We start from the raw sequence: 21,425 nt of genomic DNA on the forward strand, positions 1-21,425 counted from the left end.
AGACCTTGGAAGAATTTGAAATGGTGCCGATAATAGGAGTCGAACCTACGACCTTCGCATTACGAATGCGCTGCTCTACCAACTGAGCTATATCGGCCCTGAAAAGGACATGTCCACGAATGTGAGCACGGGGTAGAAGGTTAAAACTAACCGGGCGATGCGTCAATGGCCTTGCGAATCAAACGCCTATTTTTGCATCATCCGGTTTCAATTACGCACGAATCGTGTCGTTACAGGCATGCTTATACGTGGTCGGGTATTACTATAACCAGCGGCGAACGTGTTGTTCATAGCGCTCCCACTCCAGCCCGAAATGTTTTCGCAGTTGTTCCTCTTCAAAGTCGATATGCAATCTGGCAACCGCCAGCATAAACACCGGTACAGCCAGTACTCCAGTCAGGCTACCGATGCAAAGAGCAAAGGCCAACTGGATTCCACTCATACCAAGGTAGATCGGGTTGCGGCTCCAGGCATAACATCCGCCGGTAACAAGCGTGGTCGATTTATGTGCATGCAGCGGATTCAGGGTCGTACGTTTCATCCGCATCTGCCACGCGGTATGCAATATCACCAACAGACTAACGCCGGCCAGCAATGCGCATATCACGATATTCACCCCGCCGAATGTGAAACGCGGACTCGCCGTCAGCACATCCGCAACGAGAAAAAGTACTAAGATAAGAGGCGGCGGAAACCAGACTCTTAATTTTGTCAGGAAATGACGCATGGCCAGGAACTCACCTCGGCATCGGTTTAATTAACGCTGATACCGCTATAAATACCCCGTATTAGATACATAAACAAACGATGCCTCACTCACAACAGACTGTCGCCTTCACCAGACAGGCGGGAGTTGTCGTACTCACCTCGACAAAAATACCTGCATCAGAGGCATCCGCCCCTGATGTTCCCGAAAGGCTTTACGTTGAGAAAGTAGAATCCGACGCTGATTCAAAAAAATCTAAAGACTGCTTGTAGTAACGCATAAAATCATCAAACGTCACTGGCGGTAAAAATTGATAACCCTGCAGGTAATCAACATTATTTTTCCCCAACCATTGCTGCTGATAGCCATGTTCAACGCCTTCCGCCACCATGCGTAACCCCAGGAGTTCGGAAAGGTGAATGATTGACTCGAGCATAGGGATATGTTGCTCAACTTCTTTAATCGCTTTGATAAACGTTTTATCAATTTTTATAACATCCAGGTCTAACTCATTGAGATAACAAAGGTTAGCGTATCCCGTCCCAAAATCATCTAAAGCAAACAGAACCCCTCTGTTTCGCAACGATCGTATCAGCTCTTTGATTGCAGGAGTAATAGTGAGAGTCTGGTTTTCAGTTATTTCAATCATCAATTTTATCGGTAGCCTTTGCGTTATTTCCATAAAATTAAGACACTCCCAATAAAAGACGGGGTTACTTAAACCTGATGGACTCACATTAAAAGAGACGAATAAAGTTTTATTGAAATCCTCGCTTCCGTCGACCAGATTACGCGCGACGGCGTTCATTAAATAGCTCGTTAACTCATTCATTAAGCCACATTTTTCAGCCATCGGTATAAACTCACGCTGAGAAATAGCATAATTATCCCCCTGTGGCCAACGAGCCAAAACCTCAACACCACAGACATCTTCGTTGATATTTACGATGGGTTGAAAATAAGGAATGATTTCTTCATTCCTTATTGCCATACTCAGTCGACCAGAATCTGAGACATCATATGCTTCGCCGTATATTACATTCTTACCAGAATGACTGTTCGTCGAGGAACCTTCATGCAATAGATTATTCCTGGTTAAAAAAATGATAGTTTCATTAAAATGAGAAAATCCCAGACGAGCGGTAATGCGTTCCCGATATCGATACACTGACTTAATTGTTATCGAGTTAGCATGACAAAAATCGTGCAATTTTTCCTTTGTGAAAGATGCATACAGCATTTTCTCTTCAAACTCAGTCAAATGAAAAGTAAATATCGCTGAACCTTTAGTGACTTCCACAACCTCATTGGGAGCCATTAGATTGGCTCTCAACTGAGAAATCAGCTGATCCGATAGTTCCCGTCCATTAATGAATGCATACTCCTCGTACCCCCGATTAATAGAACGGTTTTCATTCATCCGAAGAACAATACAGTTTATATTGATAAACTGCGTGCTATTTCTCTGAAACCACTTCCTGACCTGGAATAATGGTAACCGGTTATCGATCACCAGTAAACAGGATGGATACCGTGGAATAATTGACTGTGAACCAGAAATAAATGCCCGCGCATCGACCAACACCAGATTTGGCAACCATGCTTTTATCCCTGAGAAAAGAAAAATATCATAACTGAGCAGAAAAACCTTTTTCGTATTCATAGTTACCACCAACTTAAATTTATGGCATGGCAGGTCCCTCGTTTTATACACGAGAGAATATACAACACCTTTAGCCTCCAGAAATTACAATGCAGTCCGCGAAATAACTTTATCCATAAGTCATCTCACGCAGTTTCAGAATGTATAATCACGCTTATCCATATGAATATTACCATTAAATGTTAAGGCCATTTTAATTATTGAAAAAGGAAAAATCCTAATTCTTCATCAATACAAATCCTATTGCTCATTTTCACTGTAAGACAAAACAAAAAACTACGAACACTAAAAACGACAAAATATAAAACTACTAAAACCGTAAGGATAACATATTATTGTTACTTATGCTGCCCGACAAACCATTAACGTACGTCGCAGATCTCTGATCGCATAGACATTTTTGGCGATATGGATGATCTTATAATAAAAAATTTCCTGTCGTGACATGAGTTGTTCGGTAACGTCATCAGGAACATTATCATTTTTATTTTTAACAATAGCTACACGACGGGTCTGCAGGTAACCATCACGATCTTTACCAATAAAATTCAGGATAACATTACGATCTACAGCATAATTTTTACCCTGAATATTGAGGCTTCCTACCTGAGATACCCGCCCTTCGGTAGCAGAAGAAATACGAAAAACCAGCAGAACTTCACCTTCAATTTTTACACCCTGAGTTTGCGCCTCCAGATGCAGGTAAGTTTTTGCCGAGCAGGTCAGCGTCTCAGGTTCTTGATGGCGATATAAAAAATATGCTGTTATCGCTGCAAGAAAGATTGCCCCACTAATAAACAAAATTTTCACATTCACGGACAACCCCTCCTTTCTCTAACGTACAAATCCCAAGCAAATTCACTCTAAGATCATTGCCGGCTGATAAATTATTATCATCATAAAAAACAATTGTTTTCTTGCCATCATGACAAGCCGCATTTACTTTTCGCCACATATCAGAAGATAAAAATGCTTTTGTTTTATCAGCATTATTGTCATCGGCAGTATAAAGTTCACAATCATCTATTGCCCTGATATAGATAAAATTTTTGGATCTTGAATTAAGAGCTGAAAATATAAATATGGCGCTTCCAAGAAATGCAAATAATAAAATGAACAGAATAATATTTTTACGTTTTGGTCTTACGGATGAGTTCACCGTCTCAGTTACCGAACGCACAGTTTCATCTTCACAGGAAGATGGCGATTCACCGCTGATCGAAGCATGGAACAAAAATCCCTGCCGGGGCAGCGTTTCAATGGGATTACCCGCCCCCAGCTCACTAAATGCTTTTCGCAAAATACTGATGCTTTTATTAAGACTATGACCCGATGGGGCCATGCCATGCTTTTTCCACACTTCTTCAATGATAAACTCGCGGTGGACTTGTTGATTTTTATGGGCAATGAATAGCTCAAGTAGTCTCGCGGTAGATGCCGAAAGAATTATTGTCGTATCGCGATGTTTCAGGCTTTTTCTGGTGGAATCATACTCAACCTGTTCATTAATTATACTATTCATACTACCTGACTCTTAATTACCGTGACGTTGAGTGCAAATGACTAAAATTTCATCTGTGCCGAGCTGATTACTGCATTGTATAAAGACAGTTACAGTATAGGTTCGATATCTAACCATGACATATCGGATCAGAATTAATGCTTACTATTGATTGAGTTTGAAGCACCCCTGACCTACTGGTATGTATTTCTGCAATGCAACGATAAATTTCCGGTTTTTTGATTTCAAATCGCTACTACGCCAGGTTTCACCCGGCAACACATAACGCATGGTGGCTTCATCATCGGTTGAGTTGCACCCCAGGTGTACGATGATTTTAAAAAAAGTATTCCCGGTGTTTTTCAGTGTTCCGTTTGCCTCATCAATGGTGTAGGCCAGATTCATTTTTCTCGGGCGAACAACCAATATGGTGTCCATAGCGATCACCGGGAGAGCCTGCCCTCCTTTCCCTTGATTACGCTCGGTAAACAGCGTTATCGGCATTTCACGAAACAGAATTCGGTAATAGCGTTCTTTATCATCCTGCGGTCCACGGTAGAAAATCTTAAAAAACTCACTCGCCTGCGGAGCCAGTGAAAAATTCAGCGGCGTAAACAGAAGTTCGCCTTCAGCGATGGCACTTCTGTTTTCACCTCCCGGTCCAGGCTTATCAATTTTTACTGCGCCAATACTGTACAAATTCTGTTTCTGGCTATCGTTATAGATCCGTTTGCTGATAAATGATTTATCCGATGGCATCTCATAAATGGTCGACTCCAGGTAGACAGCCTGTGCGGAGAATATAGTCAACCCGGAAAGTAAGATAAATACCCATCTAAACACCAAACGGCAGCGGTTCATGGCGTCACTCCCACCCAATTCGCCGTGACTGTTATCTCTCCACTGGCACTGACGACACCTTCCCAATCTGTTCCGGAAACAGTTAACATCGACCGTGAATCATTCATTGGGAAAAGCAGTTTCAAATCAGTAGCATAATAGCTTCCATCGTCATTGTTATTTGCGTCCCAGGGCGTCTGTTGCCACTGCGCATCGCTCATATTGATTGCTGCTTCACTACAGCTATTTCGTTTCTTCACCACGCCCCCCGACTGACTGTTGTACTGCAGAAAGGCGGGGATTGGGACTGACAGCCCGCCTTGAGGGGAGGTAAACAGACAGTAAGGCACACTGTTTATTGTCGTACTTTCTCCGATAACTTGCGCGGTAATGCTATCAGCCTGACGAGGACCGGAGACTGTCACGGTGTAATCTATTTCTATAGGAGCGGCGTCGCCAATCGTGCCACTGCCGCTCGCAGAAGCGGTGTTGTCTGAAGAGACGATACTGATCCCATACTCCTTCGGCACAATATTGATCTGTAGCGAAGGCGTAAACTGGTAGTGCCCTGACTCAGGTGTTAAGCCATTATAAAAACCGAAGGTAAACGGTTGAGTGTTAGTAATGCTGATTCCTGAATCGACGAGTTTTTTCAGGAATACTTTTGACAGAAAAATATATATGTACTCTCCAGAGGTCGTGAAAACGTTGTAATAAGCAGTTGAAGTACCATAGTTATACCAGTTTGAACCATTCCCGGAGTATTTCACGGTGGCCGGTCCAGGCGTAAAACCAAGCATCGCCGTGTCGACATAAGCGCGAAACGTCAGAGAGGCGGTCAGATTGGCGGTTTGTTGCAGGTTATAATTTACCATTTTGCAAATCACGCCATCTTCGCTGCCTACCACGCCAAGCTCGCAATAACCAGAGTCTTTGGTGATGCTCGGCGTACCGTCGCTGGCAACCCAAAGTTCCTGAAATGCATTAGTCGATACCAGTGACAGATGACCACGTTTGGTTAACGTATAATTGACGTAATTCCATAATCCTTTCGATTGATCTTTGCAACGTTGCCCGGAAGAATAATCATAATCTACGGAAGTATAACAACGGTTGAACACATAGGTTTCGCTGCTACCGGTAGGCACATTGCGAAAGTACTCATAGGCAGTATCCGTCAGGGAAGCGAATCCGTAGGCGCCACCAATAACACCTGCGACAGATCCCACCTGCGCATGATAAAAACCGTTTTTATCAGTGCCTTGCCCGGCAATAAATCCAGTTGATGGACACTGGCTGCCGCTATAACAACGGATCCCCCGAAAAGGCCCGTTAATCGGGGAATTATCAATCCACATGTCCTGATAATAATTTCCTGGCGCAGTCCAGATGACAAAACCTAAATACCCGAGACTCACCTGAGAGGTACCGTATTTTATCCACGTGTTTGACCCGCTGAAACGCGGATCGAGTGCGGAGGGGGTGATAAAGTATTCACTATCAATGGCATTTTCAATAAACAAATAGTTATTACTGACTGAGCCGGAAGATACTGCATTTAAAGCCAAAGCAGGCGCAGACGTGAAACTCCCCACGGCACAGATTACAGTAGCTACTTTAATTAATACTTTCATTTTATTACCTCTGCGCCATCGTGGTTTGCGTGGCACATTTCACATCACCAACCCACGCTGCGCCGCGTGCTTTTTCCAAATCGAGATCGGCTTCGCATAGGCTGCCATTGGCTGAAATTAACGTGATGACTGGATACTTCTTATCGATATCGATAGCAAACTCTCCTTTTTCATCCGTACGCGTTTTACCGATGTGATTATGAATATCGGTGTTTGCAGCTAACTGCCCATCGGGATAACGAATACGCCCGAATACGGTGACCATACTTTTCACTTCAGGGTTGATAACACCCACGTTACCCGGATATAGCGTCAGTTCCTGTTTGCGCCCTGAAACAATATCAAAGCTGTCTTCAGAGTTTTTATCATTGAGGATCTCCAGCTTGTACTGAGCATAAGGCGGCAGTGCAATGAAATTTGATTTACCGCTGAGAAGATAATTTCGGTTATTAATCTTCGCAGCCAGTTTCCCTTCGCCGGTCAAATCGGTTTTCACAATAATGCCTGACCTTTGCCTCTCTTTACTCAGACCGAAATCTTTTCCTGCCCACGCCAGGGAACCTTGAGAAGAGAAGTTCATATTGGTGGAGTTGTCCGCAGAACGCGTTACCGATACGGTGCCGGCGTTATATTTCGTGTCATAACTCAGATTGCCGTTTACCGAGTAATTATTGTCGTAATACTGCTCGCCACTCAGGCGTGTCGAAGCCGACAATCCGACCGATTTAATGGGGCCTTCAGCATACTGCTTGCGCGCGCTGAGATTACCCTGAGTGCTGCCATAGCGATCCCGGGAGACGCCCATGCTCATCCAGGACGCCAACGGCAACGATAAATCCAGGCTGACATAACGTTCCTGTCGCCCATCGTCATTCCGGTTGTTGTAGTAATAACGCTGAATACCTGCGCGCAACCCAACCGTGGCATACTTGCCTGAATAAAGGTTCGTGCTGTAGTCCAGGTTACGGTATTTATTTCCCGAGTAGCGATTCTCCGTCTGACTCACGGTAAGCGAGCCGCCATGAGGAATAAACTTTCCGAGGTTAAGAGTGCCACCAATGGAATAATTGTCACGCTCCTGCATGGGCAGACGGTCGCCAATTTTACTGTCTTCACGAGATGCCCAAAGGGAACCATATCCCTCGGGGATATTGAGATTGATATTACTGATGTTTCGCCATGACGAATCGTTCGCTACCAGCGTCTGATTGCCAATGCTTACGTATTCATTCACATTGAGCGTGACATCCGTTTCATTAACCGCATTGTTGCCAAAACCGTAGAGCGTAGATTTCAGGCCCAGCCCCGACAATATCGCCAGCGTCACCGATGCGGCACCGCCGGCAATCCAGGTCTGCTCATTGCCTAAATCCTGATAGTGGTTTCGCTTATAACTCACACGGTCATAATCCAGTGAGCCACCAAACAGTTGCCATGAGAGCTGATCAATTCCGGCAGCCTGCTGGCGGGCAAAGATTTTATTAACCCGACTGATACGACTATTAATTGTCCGGCCATTGACCACGATATCTACCGTGACGTCATAAACACCATACGGGAAACGACTGGTATCAATTTCATAACTGCCCATATTAAAGTTCTGTACGCTGAGCAAACGCCCGTCACGAAATACATGAACCTCGCCAGCGGCTGGCAAAAATACGGTAATTGGCGTGAGCGAAAGCGAGGTATTCTCAACAACCGTACTTCCTTTGTTTCCGTAGCTTACGCCGTAAATTTTCCCACCATTCAGCGCATTCAGGCTGGCAATAGACTGGACATTCCAGGTGTCGAGCATCCCGAGCGCCAGTCGATATCCGTCATAATCACGCTCATACATCGCGCGATAGAGTTTACTGGTGCTGTTGCTGTCGCCTATGCCGTAGAACGAACCGTTAATGTTGACATGGTGTTCACGCAGCGATGTTGTATTGTCCATCGTCAGATAGCTGCGGGTACTGCTGCCGTTATGATAATCGTTGTAGTAGGTGCCAAAGTTATAGTTCAGGACGTTAGAGAGAGTCTCCACGCTGGAAGGTCCAAGCAGGCTGCTGCGTGCGACAATCGCTTCAGTTAACGCATCTTTGCTGACAATCATCTCCAGATGAAATGAGGAGACGTTGAGTTGCAGACGTGCATCATTCGATAGCTCGATATTGGTGTTATCGTGAAACTTCACATCACGAATTTTTTCCACCAACGCGCGGGTTTTTCCAGATAACACGGCATTATTGGGCAATTCAGCAAGAGTCAGGGCTTTAACCGTAATATTGCCATCAACAAGGGAAATCACCGCATCGGCAACTTTTTGCTGACTTTTCTCGTCAGTCTCGTTGTAACGAATATATACCGGCACCGTCATTCCCTGCTCCAGTGAACGGGCGAAAGCGCTGGGGATAACATAATTACCCACTTTTACTGGGGCTGCATGTGAAAATCCTGGTGTCAGCGCAAGAAAAAGACAAATGCTACCGCCGACAATATTTGTTGTTGTCATCTGCATCCTTACATTCCGGTAATTTTATTTATCCCTGCTATTGACCATCACTTCACTGTAATAAACTGCTTACCGTGCCAGATACCGATGCGTGAACGGCTATTACTAATGTCGGTAAACTGTAATTTTATTTTTGTACCCGGCATAATGTAATAACGTTCGCGACAGCCTCGCCCCCGCTCGCGAGCCTTATCTTTACAAGCCCCATAAGCGATCACACGAAACGATACATTGCCGGTATTGGTAATAACATCGCCATTTCGGCTATATTCAAAACGCTCCTTGCGCGGCGCGACTACCAGGATAGTGCCAATTTCAGCCGACGCTGTTGCAACAGCCATTTTATTCGCCCGGGTTTCCGCGCTCTCGGTGACCGGCTCATCTATCCATTGCAGACGATAATAACGCTCGATATCATCTGCAGGTCCTTTATAAAAGAAACGAAAAACATCCTTCGCCTGACCTGGAAGAATAAGATTGGCAGGTGTAGAGAGTAATTCTCCGGAATTAACGGGCTTTATTTCGATTCCCCCCGCCAAAGGTGATGACAATTGTTTTACCGAAACACTGACATAACGCGCCGCATCTGTCGTATTGATAATTTCTTTCGATAATGAACTCTCAGCAGAAGTCATGATCGATGTGATTTCACCAACATTAATTGCCCATCCGGGAAAAGATGCTACTAACCCTACCAACATCGCTGCCGGTAAATATTTTTTCATGACACCATTCCTGATAAATTCGGGAGAAAAAATTCTCCCGAATTTTTTATTACTTAGGCAGACGGAGTCGTCCAGGTTGCATTGAACTGTACTTTTACATCGCCAGTCCAATAGCCGTCTGGCAGTGCAGAGTAATCTGCTACTGTCTGACTACCATCAGAAGTCGCTGACGCGATGGTGAATTTGAAGTTGGATTGATCGCTGACACGATCCGCACCGTTATAAGCGCCATCAGCCATCAAGCTTTCAAGACCAGAAGTGGAGCTGGAGTTAACAAGGACAGTATCTGATGAATTAGTCAGCGCAGTGCCATTCCATGCCACCCCTACGTTCAGGGTAGAAGCATCACCACTGGCGTTGATCAGAGTGTTACTAATAATCTGAGCAGTCAGTTCAAAATCAGTTGCCGTCTCCTGACCCTGAATCGTCACATCAAAAGCACCGTCCTGAGAGTTGAAGGCATTCAGCCCTTCAGCATACTGGAAAGTTAAAGAGTTCAGCGGGGTGACAACCAACATGCTGGTGGTATCTTTCGTTGCCGTCGCGTCCCACGAGGCTGTTGCAGAAGCAGTAACATCTGCCATTGCATTTGCTGCAACAAATACAGAAGCCAGAGATGTTACTAATAATATTTTTTTCATTTTATCTTCTCCTAAGAACAAACTCACCACCGAGTCTTATTATTAAGTCACTCCAGCGGTTCCATTAATTGCGAGCCAGAATTGCCGCGCCAGAAAATTATCATTTGGATTAAGTAACATCTCAACAAACCCTAAAACGTAAAAATTACAAAAAACTAAGAATTTTCCTATAAAAAACATTATCTAAGAAGTTTCCTAAGATATAATTACTTAAAATATGTACATTTTTAGAATTATTATCCACACAAACAATAAAAACCAAACAATTCATCTTTTTTAAGTTTTTGATAAATATCAAAAAGATCATACAAATAGCCCAGGGGTAAAACCCTTAAAAAACATAAAGATAATTAACACCCACATACTCTCTCTATAATGTTTATTATTTGTTGCAATCATGCTAATTTTTTAACTTCACAAGAAAATTCTCATGAAATATTTATTTAAGGGGGAATATTCTTATAAAAATAGCGCTGACCTGTAGGATTATCATTCGAATTGATAATTATTCCACATAAATAAAACCAGGAATTTTCTATATAAAATGAATATTCCTGGAATATCAAGAGATAAATAATGCACGGCAAAGATAGCGTTAGCTGAAACCTTTTAACCCCAAATAACTATTAATTGTTACCGTACGGACCCGATGTAAGCTAATCAACTTTTGATGTTCGAGGGATTTTAATGAGCGGCTAACGGTTTCAATTTTAAGATCGAGATAACTGGCAATTTCCTCTCGCGAGAATGGCAAGCGAAGCGTCGTTTCTGGCCTGCCAATACGTAAATGCATTTCGTAAAACTCCACGAGGAAAGCAGCGATTCTGGCCTCAGCATGTTTATTGGCATAACGCCGTAGTTTTTCAACAATGAATCCATTGTCCCTGCAGAGAAACTTGATGACTGCCGCTGCAACCGACGGCTCCTTTTCTGCTGCCTTGAACAACCGCGCAATATCGATATGACATACCTCCGCAGCCGTTGCAGCCTTGATCGTTGTCAGATACTTCCCCCCCTCAACAGCATCCAGCGCCATGATGTCTCCCGGAACATAAAAGCGACTGATAAAATCGTTATCACCACATTCCACGCTGGACGTACAGTACCCCTCGTGAATAACAAAAAGCATGTCCGCGGCTCCATCCTGCCGGGCGAGTATCTCCCCCGCTTTAAACTTCCTTCTTTTGTCTATTAATCGGTATTGATTATCACGATCAATCGCCGCGCCCTTTGGACACAGTGAACAATGGCGGGGGGGAAACGGGTTGCCGAGTGGCACAACAGGAATGCTATGTTTGTGAATATCCGATTTCACGCAACTACTCCTCATAAAAATGAGACTGATTCTAATAGATTAGACCATAGGAACAATACGTGAGCCGCAGACCCAGAAAATTCATGCTGGCAGGGAAAATTCTGTGATACGTCGTCTTTCAACGCCAGGGAGCGCATGGCTAAAAACCAGACTGATGCGGATGATGATAAAACGCAGGATAGAAAACAAATGCGGTAGCGGGGTAAAAGGTAGAATTAACCGAGCAATGCCTTAACAGACCTGAAAATCATAGGCCTATTATGGCATCGCCCGTTTTCAATTACGCGCGAATCGTGTCGTCACCGAAGCCAACCCACTTATAGGTGGTCAGTGCTTCCAGACCCATTGGGCCGCGCGCGTGCAGTTTTTGCGTACTCACTGCCACTTCCGCCCCCAGTCCGAACTGGCCGCCATCGGTAAAACGAGTAGAGGCGTTAACGTACACGGCAGAAGAGTCCACTTCATTCACGAAACGATCGGCGTTACGCAGGGTGCGCGTCAGGATGGCATCGGAATGCTGGGTCCCATGCTCGCGAATGTGGGTGATAGCATCGTCCAGATCGGTAACGATTTTCACGTTCAGATCCAACGACAGAAACTCGTCGTCATACTCTTCGGCTTTCACCGCAACCACGTTAGCGGGCCCTGCCTGCAATGTGGCCAGCGCGATGTCGTCGGCATGCAGCGTGACGCCACTTTGTGCCATCTGCTGGCTCAGCGCAGGCAGAAAACGCGCAGCGATATCCTGATGCACCAGCAGGGTTTCTACGGTGTTACAGGTGCTCGGACGCTGGGTTTTGGCGTTGACGATAATCTTCAGCGCCGGGTCGATCTCCGCGCTATCATCAACATAAATATGACAGACCCCAATGCCGCCGGTGATGACCGGGATAGTCGACTGCTCACGGCACAGCTTATGCAGACCCGCGCCGCCGCGAGGGATCAGCATATCAATGTACTTATCCATACGCAGCATTTCAGCGACCAGCGCTCGGTCCGGGTTATCTATCGACTGCACGGCTGCAGCGGGTAAACCACAGGCTTCCAGCGCCTTTTGGATAACCGCCACGGTTGCCGCATTCGTCCGGTACGTCTCTTTCCCACCGCGCAGGATCGCCGCATTACCGGTTTTCAGGCACAGGGAAGCAACGTCAACGGTGACATTTGGACGCGCTTCATAAATCACGCCAATCACGCCCAGCGGAACGCGACGACGTTCGAGACGCAGGCCGCTATCCAGCAGACCGCCGTCAATCACCTGCCCGACCGGGTCGGCGAGATTACATACCTGACGCACATCGTCGGCAATCGCTTTCAGACGCGCCGGAGTCAGCGCCAGGCGGTCGAGCATCGCGTCGCTCAGGCCGTTGGCTCGCGCTTGCTCAACATCTTGTACGTTCGCGCTGAGGATGCTTTCCGTTTGCGCTTCCAGCTCATCAGCTATCGTTTCCAGTACGCGGTTTTTTTCGCGACTGGAGAGCAGCGCCAGCTTGTATGACGCAGCTTTGGCAGCAATGCCCATTTGTTCCAGCATATGCCTGTTCCTTAACGGGTAATCATGTCGTCGCGATGGACAGCAACCGGACCGTATTCGTAGCCCAGGATGGTGTCGATCTGTTGTGAGTGATGTCCGGCAATACGGCGCAGCGCATCGCTGTTATAGCGGGTAACGCCGTGGGCAATATCGCGCCCTTCGAGATTGCAGATGCGGATCACTTCACCACGAGAGAAGTTGCCTGTCACGCTTTTAATGCCTTTTGGCAGTAATGAACTGCCACGCTCCAGAATCGCTGCGGTCGCCCCCTCATCAACGGTAATTTCCCCGGCTGGCGGTGCGCCGAAGATCCAGCGTTTACGGTTCTCCAGCGGAGAGGCCTGTGCATGGAAACGCGTCCCAACGGAAACGCCTTCCATCACGTCGCCAATTACGCCCGGCTTGCTGCCTGCGGCAATAATGGTGTCAATCCCGGCGCGGCATGCAACATCAGCGGCCTGCAGTTTAGTCCCCATACCGCCGGTTCCCAGACCCGAGACGCTATCACCGGCAATGGCGCGCAGCGCATCATCAATACCGTGAACGTCTTTGATCAGCTCAGCCTGCGGGTTGGTGCGCGGATCGGCGGTAAACAGCCCTTGCTGATCGGTCAGCAGCAGCAGCTTATCGGCCCCGGCCAGAATCGCCGCCAGCGCTGAAAGGTTGTCGTTATCACCGACTTTAATTTCGGCGGTCGCTACGGCGTCGTTCTCATTAATGACAGGAACGATGTTGTTATCCAGCAGCGCGCGTAGCGTATCGCGGGCGTTAAGGAAGCGCTCTCTGTCTTCCATATCCGCACGCGTTAGCAGCATCTGTCCGATGTGAATACCGTAAATCGAGAACAACTGTTCCCATAGTTGAATCAATCGGCTCTGCCCTACCGCCGCCAACAGCTGTTTCGAGGCTATCGTTGCCGGGAGCTCAGGGTAACCCAGATGCTCACGTCCGGCGGCAATCGCGCCCGAGGTAACGATAACAATACGATGCCCTGCGGCATGGAGCTGCGCACACTGGCGAACCAGTTCTACGATGTGGGCGCGGTTCAGGCGGCGCGATCCGCCCGTTAACACACTGGTGCCAAGTTTTACCACCAGCGTCTGGCTGTCACTCATGATTCTCTGCCATTCAAAATTGGGGAAAATGATATCAAACGAACGTTTTAGCAGGACTGGCCCCGGTTGCCAACAACCAGCGCACAAAGCATGAAATTTTATTGCGCAGGATCAGCAAGCGTAGCGGCAGATTTTGACGCATTTATTACAGAAACAAAAAAACATCCTTTTTTAAAAATATTCTTACTTTGTCATAAAACGTTCATTACCAGACGTTAAAAACCCTCCTGTCTTTTAACGGGGATCACACCCAGTGAATATTAGCGCGTACTTTTAATCAGGAATGAAAATGAAAAAGAGCACTCTGGCATTAGTGGTGATGGGTATTACTGCGTCGGCATCCGTACAGGCAGCGGAAGTGTATAACAAGAACGGTAATAAACTGGACCTGTACGGCAAAGTAAAAGCCATGCATTACATGACGGATTATGACAGCAAAGACGGCGACCAGAGCTATATCCGTTTAGGTTTTAAAGGCGAAACGCAAATTAACGATGAACTGACGGGATATGGCCGCTGGGAAGCAGAGTTCGCCGGCAATAAAGCCGAAAGCGACTCAAACCAGCAAAAAACCCGTCTGGCCTTTGCCGGTCTGAAATTAAAAAACCTTGGCTCGTTTGATTACGGTCGTAACCTCGGCGCGCTGTACGACGTGGAAGCGTGGACCGATATGTTCCCGGAATTCGGCGGCGACTCCTCCGCGCAGACCGATAACTTTATGACCAAACGCGCCAGCGGCCTGGCGACCTACCGTAACACCGACTTCTTCGGCGTCGTGGATGGTCTGGATCTCACCCTGCAATACCAGGGGAAAAATCAGGACCGCGATGTGAAAAAACAAAACGGCGACGGTTTTGGTACTTCCGTTACCTATGACTTTGGCGGCAGCGATTTCGCGGTGAGCGGTGCGTATACCAACTCCGATCGTACCAACCAGCAGAATCTGCAAACGCGCGGGACAGGCGATAAAGCAGAAGCCTGGGCGACCGGTTTAAAATATGATGCAAACGATATTTATATTGCGACGTTCTATTCTGAAACGCGCAATATGACGCCAATTTCCGGCGGCTTCGCCAATAAAACACAGAACTTCGAAGCGGTAGTTCAGTACCAGTTTGACTTTGGTCTGCGTCCGTCACTGGGTTATGTGCTGTCAAAAGGGAAAGATATTGAAGGCGTAGGCAATGAGGATCTGGTGAATTATATCGACGTTGGCGCAACATACTATTTCAACAAAAATATGTCCGCGTTTGTCGATTATAAAATCAACCAGCTCGATAGCGACAATAAACTGGGCATCAACAATGATGATATCGTTGCTGTCGGTATGGTTTATCAGTTCTGATGTAGCATAAAAAAATGCCGGATGGGGTTGCGCCGCCATCCGGCATTTTACTGTTCATTATGCCGTTAATTTAACCGGTTCATCGTTAAAATCGTCAGCAGGCTCCAGCGCCAGATTCAGCGACGTTAACAACCCACGTAATTTTTCATGAAATTCACGTAAGGTGTATTCCAGTCGCTCTACCACTTCAGTCTCTTTCACCGGCACTGCAGTCCAGTTCCCGTCTTTATCGAACAAGCCAAACTGGTAGCTGTACGTGAAGCGTTTTTCCTGCGCCTCCAGTTCCATCCACCAGCCCCAAAACTCGCGTTTCTCTGGGGCGGGTTTCACATTGACGCAAACAGCCAGACAATCGAAAAAAAACCGATTATCTTCGCACTGCCCTTCCCGGATGTACGGGCCAAGCGCGGTGAATTTCTTGATCAATCTACTTTTCGGATGCCCACTCGGTAACGTCATTACGATCTCCTTAGGTGAAGCACCTGTTTTACCAAATCGATAAAATTTAGCAAACTTTTAACACAATCTCTGATTGATCCAACCGGTTATTTCCTGCAGCCCTTTGTCAAAATTGCGATACACCGGGTTGAATGGAATCTCCAGCAGCTTACCGTCAGAAGATGAAGAAGTGATTAAACGCGACTCCTCTTCCGGGCTAAACGGATCGTTTTTCCAGAACCCCGACAGCATTGGCGTCGGGCAGCGTCGGCCCAGCAGGCCCTGCACTTTTAATGAATAGCGATTAAGCTCAACGCGCAACGCTTCATCGGATGCGTCGTGCATCCCTAAACGACTGGCCAGAACGTCAAGGTACATTTCCGGGACGCTTGCCTGGCGCTGCGGGTCACTAAGCAGCGCATGAACCACCGGCCCCAAACAGGCCACCGCCTTCAGACGTGATGATTCCAGATACGCCAGGCGTACTGCCACGTTGGCGCCAAAGCGGAAGCCGAAGGCCGCCACACGGGTGTGATCCACCCATGGAACATTCGGCAGCGCTTTTAATACGTGCTGGTGCAGCAGGCTGGAGTCCTGGGTCAGTTTCCATTTTGACGAGAACCCGACCGACGGCATATCCAGCGTCAGCATGGCAATACCGCGCGGGGCAAAGTAGCGCTCATACAGAGTGTAATAATCCGTTTGCATGGAATCGAGGCCACCGCACATCAGCACCGTCGGGAACGGACCGTCGCCTTTTGGCATATGCAGGAAGCCGGTAATCGGCGCGCCGCCGGTAACGGCAAATTCCATCTCACGCAGCGTGCCCGGCAGACGCTGTGCGGCCTCTTCATAGGCGCGATTGGCCAGAGCCTGCGCCTGCTCTGCCAGCTCATCGCCTTTTAAGTGCGGATAAGCAGCGATGTTGTAGAGCGTGGAAGCATGCAGCCAGTGGCGTCCGCTCACCTGCGGATCCTCTTCCATAGAGGCTTTCTGTTGCCAGTCCATCGCCTGCTTCGCCCACTCGTAAATCCAGTTTCCGCCGCGATAGCCGATAACCGTGTCGTAGAGCTCTTTATCGGTGCGTTCGGCTTCGCTCATGACGATACGTGCCTGCACTTCGAGGATTTCGCGCGGATCGACGCCACGCCAGATCCACATCAGGCGATTCACCATGCGGTACCAGTGCGGGATGGTTTTGCCATCCAGGGTCGATTGTACGGACGGCTGCGCGCCGTGATTAAAACGACGAACCAGCGTTGACGTTTCAGGGTGTTTGAAGCGGGGTTTAAACAGGACTTCGCTGAGGTTAGCCTGTGACATGATTGCAGCCTCCATGAGTACTCACTAAGGCATAGTGTAACCTGACACAGCACAAAAAGAACAACGCCCGACAGTGCGGGCGTTGAAAACTTTTTAGATTAGCGACCCGAGATCGGCGGAACGAACACTACGCCCATATCCCACGGCTGCTCAATCCAGGTATCCTGAGGGATATCAACAACATAATCATTCACCAGCGGGCGACCTGCCGGCTTAGCGAAAATAGTGACGAAATGCGCTTTAGGGTACATTTCGCGGATCGCTACGGCGGTACCACCGGTGTCAACCAGGTCATCAATTACGATGAAACCTTCACCGTCGCCTTCGGCACGCTTCAGCACTTTCAGTTCGCGCTGGTTGTCGTGATCGTAGCTGGAGATGCATACGGTATCGACATGACGAATACCCAATTCACGCGCCAGCAATGCGCCCGGCACCAGACCACCACGGCTAACGGCAATAATGCCTTTCCATTGTTCAGAAGGCATCAGGCGGCTTGCCAGTTTACGTGCATGAATCTGCAACATGTCCCAGGTGACGACGTATTTTTCGCTCATGTGAAGTGTCCCAGCCTGTTTATCTACGGCTTAAAAAGTGTTCGAGGGGGAAATAGGTTGCGCGAGATTATAGAGATCTGACGCACTAAAAACCAGTGTTTCGCGGAATCCGCGCCTCTTTTTGCATGCTTTATGCTAGCCGTCAGCGGAGAAAGTGGTATTCTCAATCGCATCGCGCAAGCCTGACTTGTGATGTTTTTAATTCTGCTAACCCTGTGGCCTGCAAGCAAGTTTTGTAGGACATCGCCAAGGAGACTCAACGTGTCTGAACTGTCTCAGTTATCCCCGCAACCGCTGTGGGATATTTTTGCCAAAATCTGTTCTATTCCTCATCCGTCCTACCATGAAGAGCAGCTCGCTGAACACATTCTGAGCTGGGCCCAAGAGAAAGGTTTCCACGTCGAGCGCGATCAGGTCGGTAATATCCTGATTCGCAAACCCGCTACCGCAGGAATGGAAAACCGCAAGCCGGTCGTTCTGCAAGCGCACCTGGATATGGTCCCGCAGAAAAATAACGACACCGTGCACGACTTCACTAAAGATCCTATCCAGCCTTATATTGACGGCGAATGGGTAAAAGCCCGTGGCACCACGCTGGGTGCGGATAACGGCATCGGTATGGCGTCCGCACTGGCCGTTCTGGCTGATGACAACGTGGTACACGGTCCGCTCGAAGTGCTGCTGACCATGACCGAAGAAGCAGGTATGGATGGCGCGTTTGGTCTGCAGGCTAACTGGCTGCAGGCAGATATCCTGATCAACACCGACTCTGAAGAAGAAGGTGAGATCTATATGGGTTGCGCAGGCGGTATCGACTTTACCTCTAACCTGCCGCTGTCCCGTGAAGCAATCCCGGCTGGCTTCCAGAGCTTTAAGCTGACGTTGAAAGGCCTGAAAGGCGGTCACTCCGGTGGCGAAATCCACGTTGGTCTCGGTAACGCTAACAAGTTGCTGGTACGCTTCCTGGCGGGTCACGCTGAAGAGCTGGATCTGCGTCTGGTTGATTTCAACGGCGGTACGCTGCGCAACGCGATTCCGCGTGAAGCCTTTGCCACCCTCGCAGTGGCGGCAGATAAAGTTGATGCGTTAAAAGCGCTGGTCAACACCTACCAGGAAATCCTGAAAAACGAACTGGAAGCCAAAGAGAAGAACCTGGCTCTGCTGCTGGATGCCGTTACTCACGACAAAGCCGCGCTGACCACTCAGTCTCGCGACAGCTTCGTACGTCTGCTGAACGCCACCCCGAACGGTGTTATCCGCAACTCAGACGTAGCCAAAGGCGTGGTAGAAACCTCCCTGAACGTCGGCGTTGTAACCATGACTGACGACAACGTTGAAATTCACTGCCTGATCCGTTCTCTGATCGACAGCGGTAAAGACTACGTGGTGAGCATGCTGGATTCACTGGGTAAACTGGCTGGCGCGAAAACCCAGGCCAAAGGCGGATACCCTGGCTGGCAACCGGATGCTAACTCTCCGGTTATGCACCTGGTTCGCGAAACCTACCAGCGTCTGTTCAACAAAACGCCAAACATCCAGATCATTCACGCCGGTCTGGAATGTGGCCTGTTCAAGAAACCGTATCCGGAAATGGACATGGTTTCCATCGGGCCAACCATCACCGGTCCGCACTCCCCGGATGAGCAGGTTCATATCGAAAGCGTTGGTCACTACTGGACGCTGCTGACTGAACTGCTGAAGTCGATTCCGGCGAAGTAAGATTCTGCGCTAAATGCCGGATAGCGCTACGCTTATCCGGCAATCCATCAGAGTCACAGCCCCAACAGCAGCTGTCTTTCCAGTTGGGGATCCAGCAGCGTGACGTGTAATCCCACCAGCCTCACGCCTCGCCCTCCCCGACGTTCTTCCCAGGTTTTACGCGCCGTCGCAATTAAGTCATCTTTATTTAAGCGCGGCCAGACGTGCTCCTGCGTGGTCTGCTGAAAATCATTAAACTTGAGTTTTATCCCCTGGCGAGCGATAAGGAGATCCGGCTTTACCTTGGCCAGACGCCGTTCCAGTTCGGGATAAAGCCGCTCAATAATCGCCTCACACTCTGACCACTCATGAATATCTTCCGCCAGCGTGCGCTCCACGCCGACGGATTTGCGCAGTCTGTCGTTGTTAACGTCCCGCTCGTCAATGCCCTGGCTTCGCTCCCACAGCACGCGACCAAACTTACCAAAACGTTTGAGCAGCATTGCCAGGTCGTATTTTTGAACATCCTCGCAGGTACGCAATCCCATTGATTCCAGCTTCGCGGCGGAGACTTTGCCGACGCCGGGAATTTTGCCGAGCGGTAACGTTTTGAGAAATTCAGGAACATCGGCAGGGGTAATTACATATTGCCCGTTGGGCTTGTTGAGATCGGAGGCTATTTTTGCCAAAAATTTAACCGGCGCAATCCCGGCAGAAGCGGTTAGCTGCAGCTCGTTAAAAATCGTCTGGCGGATCTCCTGGGCGATCAGCGTGGCAGAACCGTGGCAGTAGGTGCTGTCGGTTACATCCAGATAGGCTTCATCCAGCGACAGGGGTTCAATCAGCGAGGTATAGCGGGAGAAAATCGCCTGAATCTGGCGGGAGGCTTCTTTGTAGGCCTCGTAGCGACCGGGTAATAAGGTAAGATGCGGGCATAGCTTTAACGCCATTCCCGTTGGCATCGCGCTACGCACGCCAAATTTGCGCGCCGGGTAATTGGCTGTACTGATAACCCCCCGGCGCTCCCGGCTGCCGCCGATGGCAATGGGAATGTCACGCAGAGCGGGGTTATCGCGCATTTCCACCGCTGCGAAAAAGCAGTCCATATCAACATGTATGATTTTGCGCATTACTCGCCTCCCACAACACTGTTTAAGTATACAGTATTTTTATAGTGTGAGAAGTATGATTATTCCTTACGCCGGACCATTCATGACGAAGCGGGCATCGCACAGGTAACGCACAATATCCTTTTTCGTATGTTCTGCGGGATTCCCCGCCGTACTGACAAACAGTTTATTCACTTTGCGAACATTTGCCCGCAGCAGTTTTTCGATTGTCATCAGGCGGAAGGCATCATTTTCAACGCAGAAAAGCTCGTAGTCGCCCAGACGTTCACCACAAATTTCACAGTGATTCATCCAGTAACGTAGCCCGGTGGTTTTACTTTTATCGAGGTAGTAATTGCTGGCTTTGATGTTCTTTTTTATCTCTTCAGGCAGAGAATTAATGTGGAACAAAAAGCTGTTACGCCTGACCGACTGCCAGCCCTGACCATCCTGATTTTTCTTAATAAAGCGGGTAAACATCACGCCATGGATGCGGGTAATTTGGTGGCAGCTCCAGCAGTGCATCTTCGAGGTAATCACCAGATAGTACGGCGCGACAATATTAAAATTGTCGGTGTCGTAGACATAGTCACGAAGCGCCCCGTTTAGCTCGTGGGGTTCGGTGTACCAGATACCTGAGACCTTGTCGAAATGCGCCCCCTGACAGGCTACATCGGTGACGTTATCAGTATGAATATCCAATGGAATAATATGGGTTACATCTATCACATTGCCTTCCTGAGGAATAAATTGCCCCCACGTTGCGTGGGGGACGGGAACAGAA

Annotated in this window: 19 protein-coding genes and 1 tRNA gene; 2 read left to right on the forward strand and 18 right to left on the reverse strand. The window is 48.2% G+C overall.

Features of this window, described 5'->3' with window-relative positions:
- Nucleotides 1-21 precede the first annotated feature (21 nt).
- From GFC06_RS22955 to proB, 13 genes are all read right to left on the reverse strand, one after another.
- Nucleotides 22-97: transfer RNA gene (locus GFC06_RS22955), tRNA-Thr, on the reverse strand.
- 165 nt (nt 98-262) lie between these two features.
- On the reverse strand, nt 263-727 hold the full coding sequence (locus tag GFC06_RS22960) for a methyltransferase family protein (protein ID WP_153690705.1): 465 nt from the start codon (nt 725-727) through the stop codon (nt 263-265).
- A 193-nt stretch (nt 728-920) separates the two neighbouring features.
- The gene (locus GFC06_RS22965; RefSeq protein WP_153690706.1) at nt 921-2,369 is read right to left on the reverse strand and encodes an EAL domain-containing protein; all 1,449 of its coding nucleotides are present in this window, start codon (nt 2,367-2,369) and stop codon (nt 921-923) included.
- A 342-nt stretch (nt 2,370-2,711) separates the two neighbouring features.
- A complete protein-coding gene (locus tag GFC06_RS22970) occupies nt 2,712-3,185 on the reverse strand; it encodes a hypothetical protein (RefSeq protein WP_047498186.1) in 474 nt (157 codons plus the stop codon).
- The gene (locus GFC06_RS22975) at nt 3,160-3,891 is read right to left on the reverse strand and encodes a winged helix-turn-helix domain-containing protein (RefSeq protein WP_153690707.1); all 732 of its coding nucleotides are present in this window, start codon (nt 3,889-3,891) and stop codon (nt 3,160-3,162) included. The genes GFC06_RS22970 and GFC06_RS22975 overlap by 26 nt, the downstream gene beginning before the upstream one ends.
- A 144-nt stretch (nt 3,892-4,035) precedes the next feature.
- On the reverse strand, nt 4,036-4,731 hold the full coding sequence (locus tag GFC06_RS22980; protein WP_047498180.1) for a fimbrial biogenesis chaperone: 696 nt from the start codon (nt 4,729-4,731) through the stop codon (nt 4,036-4,038).
- Nucleotides 4,728-6,344 carry a fimbrial protein gene (locus GFC06_RS22985; protein ID WP_153690708.1) on the reverse strand — a complete coding sequence of 539 codons (1,617 nt, stop codon included), beginning with the start codon at nt 6,342-6,344 and terminating at the stop codon, nt 4,728-4,730. Before GFC06_RS22985 ends, GFC06_RS22980 begins: the two co-directional genes overlap by 4 nt.
- A 4-nt stretch (nt 6,345-6,348) precedes the next feature.
- The gene (locus GFC06_RS22990; protein ID WP_049281693.1) at nt 6,349-8,841 is read right to left on the reverse strand and encodes a CS1-pili formation C-terminal domain-containing protein; all 2,493 of its coding nucleotides are present in this window, start codon (nt 8,839-8,841) and stop codon (nt 6,349-6,351) included.
- Between the two features lie 47 nt (nt 8,842-8,888).
- Complete coding sequence (locus tag GFC06_RS22995) at nt 8,889-9,566, reverse strand: EcpB family pilus assembly chaperone (protein WP_094761451.1); 678 nt, start codon at nt 9,564-9,566, stop codon at nt 8,889-8,891.
- Between the two features lie 53 nt (nt 9,567-9,619).
- Nucleotides 9,620-10,207: a common pilus major fimbrillin subunit EcpA gene (gene ecpA, locus GFC06_RS23000; protein ID WP_046276283.1), complete on the reverse strand. Its 588-nt coding sequence runs from the start codon at nt 10,205-10,207 to the stop codon at nt 9,620-9,622.
- Between the two features lie 595 nt (nt 10,208-10,802).
- Nucleotides 10,803-11,522, reverse strand: coding sequence for a Crp/Fnr family transcriptional regulator (locus GFC06_RS23005; RefSeq protein ID WP_047498426.1), 720 nt, complete (start codon nt 11,520-11,522; stop codon nt 10,803-10,805).
- A 280-nt stretch (nt 11,523-11,802) separates the two neighbouring features.
- Nucleotides 11,803-13,056, reverse strand: coding sequence for a glutamate-5-semialdehyde dehydrogenase (gene proA / locus GFC06_RS23010; RefSeq protein ID WP_103765891.1), 1,254 nt, complete (start codon nt 13,054-13,056; stop codon nt 11,803-11,805).
- 11 nt (nt 13,057-13,067) lie between these two features.
- Nucleotides 13,068-14,171: a glutamate 5-kinase gene (gene proB / locus GFC06_RS23015; protein WP_003031373.1), complete on the reverse strand. Its 1,104-nt coding sequence runs from the start codon at nt 14,169-14,171 to the stop codon at nt 13,068-13,070.
- 289 nt (nt 14,172-14,460) lie between these two features.
- On the opposite strand from proB, the gene phoE reads away from it, so the two are divergent.
- Nucleotides 14,461-15,516, forward strand: a complete 1,056-nt coding sequence (gene phoE, locus GFC06_RS23020) for a phosphoporin PhoE (RefSeq protein ID WP_016151867.1) — start codon at nt 14,461-14,463, stop codon at nt 15,514-15,516.
- Between the two features lie 57 nt (nt 15,517-15,573).
- Here phoE and crl read toward each other — a convergent pair whose 3' ends face one another.
- The 3 genes from crl to gpt all read right to left on the reverse strand — a co-directional run bounded on the left by crl (nt 15,574) and on the right by gpt (nt 17,834).
- The gene (gene crl / locus GFC06_RS23025) at nt 15,574-15,975 is read right to left on the reverse strand and encodes a sigma factor-binding protein Crl (protein WP_016151866.1); all 402 of its coding nucleotides are present in this window, start codon (nt 15,973-15,975) and stop codon (nt 15,574-15,576) included.
- A 57-nt stretch (nt 15,976-16,032) separates the two neighbouring features.
- Nucleotides 16,033-17,277: an esterase FrsA gene (frsA, locus tag GFC06_RS23030; RefSeq protein WP_016155767.1), complete on the reverse strand. Its 1,245-nt coding sequence runs from the start codon at nt 17,275-17,277 to the stop codon at nt 16,033-16,035.
- A 98-nt stretch (nt 17,278-17,375) separates the two neighbouring features.
- Complete coding sequence (gene gpt, locus GFC06_RS23035) at nt 17,376-17,834, reverse strand: xanthine phosphoribosyltransferase (protein WP_003031380.1); 459 nt, start codon at nt 17,832-17,834, stop codon at nt 17,376-17,378.
- Between the two features lie 261 nt (nt 17,835-18,095).
- Here gpt and pepD point away from each other — a divergent pair, with 261 nt between their 5' ends.
- Nucleotides 18,096-19,553, forward strand: coding sequence for a cytosol nonspecific dipeptidase (gene pepD, locus GFC06_RS23040; protein ID WP_016151863.1), 1,458 nt, complete (start codon nt 18,096-18,098; stop codon nt 19,551-19,553).
- Nucleotides 19,554-19,606: 53 nt separating this feature from the next.
- Here the strand turns inward: pepD and dinB are convergent, their stop codons facing one another.
- A complete protein-coding gene (dinB, locus tag GFC06_RS23045) occupies nt 19,607-20,662 on the reverse strand; it encodes a DNA polymerase IV (protein ID WP_047357632.1) in 1,056 nt (351 codons plus the stop codon).
- 66 nt (nt 20,663-20,728) lie between these two features.
- Nucleotides 20,729-21,370 carry a hypothetical protein gene (locus tag GFC06_RS23050; RefSeq protein WP_049281652.1) on the reverse strand — a complete coding sequence of 214 codons (642 nt, stop codon included), beginning with the start codon at nt 21,368-21,370 and terminating at the stop codon, nt 20,729-20,731.
- Nucleotides 21,371-21,425: the final 55 nt, after the last annotated feature.

The sequence above is a fragment of the Citrobacter braakii genome, from assembly GCF_009648935.1.
GTDB classification, from domain to species: domain Bacteria; phylum Pseudomonadota; class Gammaproteobacteria; order Enterobacterales; family Enterobacteriaceae; genus Citrobacter; species Citrobacter braakii.

Coding starts and splice junctions, on each gene's coding strand:
- GFC06_RS22960 (WP_153690705.1), bottom strand. CDS start 727: ATGCGTCATTTCCTGACAAAATTAAGAGTCTGGTTTCCGCCGCCTCTT.
- GFC06_RS22965 (WP_153690706.1), bottom strand. CDS start 2,369: ATGAATACGAAAAAGGTTTTTCTGCTCAGTTATGATATTTTTCTTTTC.
- GFC06_RS22975 (WP_153690707.1), bottom strand. CDS start 3,891: ATGAATAGTATAATTAATGAACAGGTTGAGTATGATTCCACCAGAAAA.
- GFC06_RS22980 (WP_047498180.1), bottom strand. CDS start 4,731: ATGAACCGCTGCCGTTTGGTGTTTAGATGGGTATTTATCTTACTTTCC.
- GFC06_RS22985 (WP_153690708.1), bottom strand. CDS start 6,344: ATGAAAGTATTAATTAAAGTAGCTACTGTAATCTGTGCCGTGGGGAGT.
- GFC06_RS22990 (WP_049281693.1), bottom strand. CDS start 8,841: ATGACAACAACAAATATTGTCGGCGGTAGCATTTGTCTTTTTCTTGCG.
- GFC06_RS22995 (WP_094761451.1), bottom strand. CDS start 9,566: ATGAAAAAATATTTACCGGCAGCGATGTTGGTAGGGTTAGTAGCATCT.
- ecpA (WP_046276283.1), bottom strand. CDS start 10,207: ATGAAAAAAATATTATTAGTAACATCTCTGGCTTCTGTATTTGTTGCA.
- proA (WP_103765891.1), bottom strand. CDS start 13,056: ATGCTGGAACAAATGGGCATTGCTGCCAAAGCTGCGTCATACAAGCTG.
- proB (WP_003031373.1), bottom strand. CDS start 14,171: ATGAGTGACAGCCAGACGCTGGTGGTAAAACTTGGCACCAGTGTGTTA.
- phoE (WP_016151867.1), top strand. CDS start 14,461: ATGAAAAAGAGCACTCTGGCATTAGTGGTGATGGGTATTACTGCGTCG.
- crl (WP_016151866.1), bottom strand. CDS start 15,975: ATGACGTTACCGAGTGGGCATCCGAAAAGTAGATTGATCAAGAAATTC.
- frsA (WP_016155767.1), bottom strand. CDS start 17,277: ATGTCACAGGCTAACCTCAGCGAAGTCCTGTTTAAACCCCGCTTCAAA.
- gpt (WP_003031380.1), bottom strand. CDS start 17,834: ATGAGCGAAAAATACGTCGTCACCTGGGACATGTTGCAGATTCATGCA.
- dinB (WP_047357632.1), bottom strand. CDS start 20,662: ATGCGCAAAATCATACATGTTGATATGGACTGCTTTTTCGCAGCGGTG.